The organism is Guyparkeria sp. (assembly GCF_046545975.1).
Classification (GTDB): Bacteria; Pseudomonadota; Gammaproteobacteria; order Halothiobacillales; family Halothiobacillaceae; genus Guyparkeria.
The window spans coordinates 1-2,812 of sequence record NZ_JBKGYT010000131.1 but is presented as its reverse complement, the minus strand read 5'-3'; the positions used below and the strand labels follow the sequence as shown (position 1 = coordinate 2,812).

3 protein-coding genes are annotated in these 2,812 nt (G+C 67.3%); all 3 read left to right on the top strand.

Going from position 1 to position 2,812, the window contains the following annotated elements; all coding sequences use genetic code 11:
- Nucleotides 1-84: 84 nt before the first annotated feature.
- Nucleotides 85-648, top strand: coding sequence for a ribosome biogenesis factor YjgA (gene yjgA / locus ACLFMY_RS08865; RefSeq protein WP_410764298.1), 564 nt, complete (start codon nt 85-87; stop codon nt 646-648).
- Between the two features lie 4 nt (nt 649-652).
- Entirely contained in the window at nt 653-2,002 is a 1,350-nt protein-coding gene (locus ACLFMY_RS08860; protein WP_410764297.1) for a UDP-glucose dehydrogenase family protein, read from the top strand.
- A 77-nt stretch (nt 2,003-2,079) separates the two neighbouring features.
- Nucleotides 2,080-2,730 carry a rhodanese-like domain-containing protein gene (locus ACLFMY_RS08855; protein ID WP_410764296.1) on the top strand — a complete coding sequence of 217 codons (651 nt, stop codon included), beginning with the start codon at nt 2,080-2,082 and terminating at the stop codon, nt 2,728-2,730.
- Nucleotides 2,731-2,812: the final 82 nt, after the last annotated feature.

Genomic DNA, 2,812 nt, shown 5'->3' with positions numbered 1-2,812 from the left:
ATGCGCAGCGGCCCGGGCGCCGGTTCGCCGTCGGGGCGGCGCTTTGGGTAGAATCCCCGGATTCACGCCCGAGAGTCCATGCCCATGAGCGAACATCACCCCCCGAGCGATCGCCACGACGACGAGCACGAGGAATACCTCGGCCCGAGCAAGTCCGCGGAAAAGCGCGAGGCCCACGCCGCCCAGGCGCTGGGCGTGGGGCTGGCCGAGCTGGACAGCGACGCCCTCGACCGCTTGCCGATCAGCGACCGACTGCGCGCCGGCATCGAACAGCTCAAGGCGACCCGTTCGCGTGGCGCCGCCAAGCGCCAGCGCCAGTACATCGGCCGCCTGATGCGCGAGGAGGACGTGGAGGGGATCGAGGCCGGCCTGCGCCGGCTCGACCCCAACTCGCCCGAGAACCAGCGCGTGTTCCAGCAGGCCGAACAGTGGCGCACCGCGCTGATCGAGGATCCCGACGCCACCACGCGGTTCGTGGAGCGGTTCCCGGGCGTGGACGTGCAGCACCTGCGACAAATGCAGCGCACGGCCCGGGCGGAGGTGGAGAAGCAGCGGCCCGGCAAGCACTACCGGGCGCTGTTCCAGGAGATACGGGCGCAGGTCGAACAGGCCGAGCAGGAAAGCGAACAGGACGACCAACAGGAATGACGCGATGAAAGTGACGATCTTCGGGACGGGCTACGTGGGACTGGTGACCGGGGCCTGCCTGTCCGAGGTGGGGCATGACGTGACCTGCGTGGACGTCGATCCCCACAAGATCGCCCGGCTGAACGACGGGGTCATCCCCATCTACGAGCCGGGCCTCGAGCCGATCGTGCGGGAGAACCACGCCCAGGGTCGCCTGCACTTCACCACCGATGCCGCCGAGGGGGTAGGCTTCGGCGAGCTGCAGTTCATCGCGGTGGGCACGCCGCCGGACGAGGACGGCTCGGCCGATCTCCAGTACGTCCGCGCGGTTGCCGCCACCATCGCCGAGCACATGGACGAGCCGAAGATCATCATCGACAAGTCGACCGTGCCGGTCGGCACCGGCGACCAGGTGCGGCAGGTGGTGGCCGACACCCTCGCGCAGCGCGGGGTCGCGCTGGACTTCGACGTGGTCTCCAACCCCGAATTCCTCAAGGAAGGGGCGGCGGTCAACGACTTCATGAAACCCGACCGCATCATCGTCGGCACCGGCAAGCCGCACAGCGAGGCGGTGATGCGCGAGCTGTACGCGCCGTTCAACCGCAGCCACGACCGCATGGTCATCATGGACCTGCGCTCGGCCGAACTGACCAAGTACGCCGCGAACGCCATGCTGGCGACCAAGATCAGCTTCATGAACGAGCTGGCGAACCTGGCCGAGCGACTGGGCGCGGACATCGAGAACGTGCGCCTGGGGATCGGCTCGGACCCGCGCATCGGCTACCACTTCATCTACCCGGGCTGCGGCTACGGCGGTTCCTGCTTCCCCAAGGACGTGCAGGCGCTGTCGCGCATCGCGCACGCGGTGGACCACGAGCCGCTGCTGCTCGACGCGGTCGAGGCCGTCAACCGCCGGCAGAAGGGCCGCCTGTTCGAACTGGTAGTCGAGCACTTCGGCGGGCGCGAGCGACTGGCCGGCAAGACCTTCGCCCTGTGGGGACTGGCCTTCAAGCCCAACACCGACGACATGCGCGAGGCCTCGTCGCGCGTGCTGATGGAAGCCCTCTGGGAGGCCGGGGCCAGGGTGCAGGCCTACGACCCCGAGGCGATGGAGGAAACCCAGCGCATCTACGGGCAGCGCGACGACCTCGCGCTGGTGGGCACCCGCGACGCGGCCCTGAAGGGCGCGGACGCCCTGATCATCTGCACCGAGTGGAAGGCCTTCCGTGCCCCGGACTTCGACCTGATGCGCGAGTCCCTGGCCGAGCCGACGATCTTCGACGGGCGCAACCTCTACGATCCGCATCGGCTGGCCGAGGAAGGCTGGTCCTACTACGGCATCGGTCGAGGCCGGAGCGTGCGCCGGGTCGTCTGAGCATCATCCTTTAAGTGCAACCTGCCGTCCGCGTGCCTAGACTTTCGATGAGTCCACAGGATCACCGGGAGGCAGACATGAAGATCAATCACTGGCTGGTCGGCGCCGCGCTGATGAGCGCGGCCGGGTTCGCCGTGGCGGCGGACGAGATGAAGGTCAAGGTGACTTCCTCGCTGGAGTCGGTCACCGTGGAGCACGACGGCGAGACGGTCGAGATCAAGCGCAACCAGGATCCCGACAACCGCATCCACGAGGACTACCAGCAGACGAGCCGCGAGTGCCCTCCGTTCTGCGTGCAGCCCGTGGAGATCCTGCCGGGCGTCCACACCATCGGCGAGATCGAGATGCTGGAGATGCTCGAGGCGGCGCGGGATGACGACTCGATCCTGATCATCGACTCGCGCACACCCGACTGGTACGAGAAAGGCACCATCCCGAGCGCCGTGAACATCCCCTGGACGCAACTCCACCCTGAGGCCTCGAACTTCGATCCCTTCGTCGCCGAGACCCTGCTGCTCGACGAGTTCGGCGTGAAGAAGGAAGACGGCCTGTTCGATTTCCGTGACGCCAAGACCCTGGTCCTGTTCTGCAACGGCCCCTGGTGCGGCCAGTCGCCCACCAATATCCGCGCGCTCGTGGGCATGGGCTACCCGGCGGACAAGATCTACTGGTACCGCGGCGGGATGCAGGTCTGGCACGTCATGGGGCTCACCACCGTCGAGCCTTGATCGGCTTGTCGGATCGCGAAGGCATCAGTATTCCAGTGTGACCGTAATGGTGTCGCCGTAGGTTCCGGCGGCAACCATCTGG